General features: G+C 64.3%; 2 protein-coding genes. One reads left to right on the top strand and one right to left on the bottom strand.

The genetic code is table 11. From position 1 onward, the window contains the following. A partial coding sequence (locus WEA77_RS14815; protein WP_368068645.1) for a potassium/proton antiporter occupies positions 1–1,194 on the bottom strand: 1,194 nt, incomplete at its 3' end. A 13-nt stretch (positions 1,195–1,207) separates the two neighbouring features. Between WEA77_RS14815 and WEA77_RS14810 the strand changes: the two genes are divergently transcribed. After that, positions 1,208–1,615 carry an EAL domain-containing protein gene (locus tag WEA77_RS14810; RefSeq protein ID WP_368068644.1) on the top strand — a complete coding sequence of 136 codons (408 nt, stop codon included), beginning with the start codon at positions 1,208–1,210 and terminating at the stop codon, positions 1,613–1,615. Positions 1,616–1,800: the final 185 nt, after the last annotated feature.

Genomic DNA, 1,800 nt, shown 5'->3' with positions numbered 1-1,800 from the left:
CTCTTCGGCTTCACCGACTTTCAGGAGGCGGCCGACAAGGCTGATGGTGGTGGACTGCAGCAAGAGGCTGACAAGCACCACGAGGAAGGCGATGTTGAAGAAGTTTCCGGGCACGCCGAGGAGCACAGGGATGATCGCCAGGTAGATGGGGACCGCGCCGCGCAGGCCGACCCAGGACATGAACAGCTTTTCCCGCCAGGTGAACTTCTCGAAGGCGAGCGAGATGAACACCGCCGCCGGCCGCGCGACGAAGATCAGGATGGCCGAGATCAGCAGCGCCTCGGGGATGTCGGCGATCAGGTGCGAGGGCGTGACCAGCAGGCCGAGGATGAGCAGCATCGCGAGCTGGGCGAGCCAGGCGATGCCGTCCATGAACTGCTTGACGACCTGCTTGGCGCGGTAGGCATGGTTGCCGAGAATGAGGCCCGCCAGATAGACCGCGAGGAAGCCGGAGCCGCCGAGAATGTTGGCGGCGCCGAAGATCAGGAGACCGCTGGCCAGCGCAAAGATCGGGTTGAGGCCGAGTTCCAGCGCGACACGGTCATAGAAGAAGGTGAGCAGCCGGCCGCCGGCAATGCCAAGCGCCGCGCCGATGCCGAACTGCTGGACGAAGCCCACCGGCACGGACATCAGGCCGCCCTCGATGCTCCCTGCCCCGCCGGCAAGGATGATCCCGGTGAACGTCAGCGCGAGGAATATGGCCATCGGGTCATTGACGCCGGATTCCACTTCCAGCGTGTTCGACACTTCCGGCTTCAGCCTGATGCCTTGCTGGCGCAGCAGCAGGAACACGGCGGCCGCATCCGTCGAGGCGACGAGCGAGCCGAGCAGCAGCGCATAGAGCGGGTCGGTGCCGAGGAACCACCACATGCCAAGCGCCACGACCGAGGCGGTCACCATGACGCCGACACTGGCGAGGATCACCGCCGGGCGCAGGGCCTGGCGGAAATTCTTCATCGGCGTGTGGATACCACCGTCATACAGGATGACGGCGAGGGCGAAGGAGCAGGCAAGATAGCTGAGCGGGACATCGTTGAAGACGATGCCGCCGGGGCCATCCTCACCGAACAGGATGCCGACGCCAAGGAAGGTAACCAGCAAGGGCGCGCCAATGCGGCGCGACAGGAAGCTCGCGAAGATCGCCGCACACAGCAGCAGCCCGCAAAAGAATATCAGCTGGTTGGTCGAATCCATTCGGCCCCGGTCAATGCGGTTGAATTTTCAGTATATCCTGCATTTGGAGTGGCCCGGCGGCAAGCACAACCGCGAAGCGGCGGTTGCAGCCGAAAAAACGCGAAAGGCCCGCCTGATAGGCAAGCGCGCCGCGTTTTCCGTTTGGTTTCCGGAGGGTAAGGCCGCGTCAGCGGGTCACGACATCCCGCTGCATCGGACGGAGGGCCTGTCAGACCAGCTGATGATCAAGTCGACGATTGACCTCGCTCATGCCATGGGCATGTCGGTCGTCGCAGAAGGCGTGGAGACCGAGCATGCAATGGCGCTCCTCAAAGTGATGGGCGCAGACACGGCGCAGGGTTACTTCATCGCGAAGCCGCAGCCCCTCGCCATGATGCTCGACTTCCTCAACGCCGGCGCGGACCAGCGCGAGAGGGCCTGATCCAGCCAGCGCCGCTCAGTTCATATGAACGAACGGCCCGCGCAGCGTGTAGACATCGGTGCCGACGGCGACATCCAAGTTTAGATAGCCCGCGAGTGGATCGCCGCTGCTGGAGAGGATGCGGTGGCCGCTGCCACGGGCGACAAGATCGCCGCGCGCATCGCTGAGCGACCAGCAGACCGGCG

The sequence above is a fragment of the Hyphomonas sp. genome (assembly GCF_040882205.1).
Taxonomy (GTDB): domain Bacteria; phylum Pseudomonadota; class Alphaproteobacteria; order Caulobacterales; family Hyphomonadaceae; genus Hyphomonas.
This window is presented reverse-complemented; position numbering and strand designations above follow the sequence as displayed.

Bases quoted from the DNA above. Each gene is read 5' to 3' on its own strand.
- WEA77_RS14810 (WP_368068644.1), top strand. From the start codon at position 1,208: ATGCGGTTGAATTTTCAGTATATCCTGCATTTGGAGTGGCCCGGCGGC.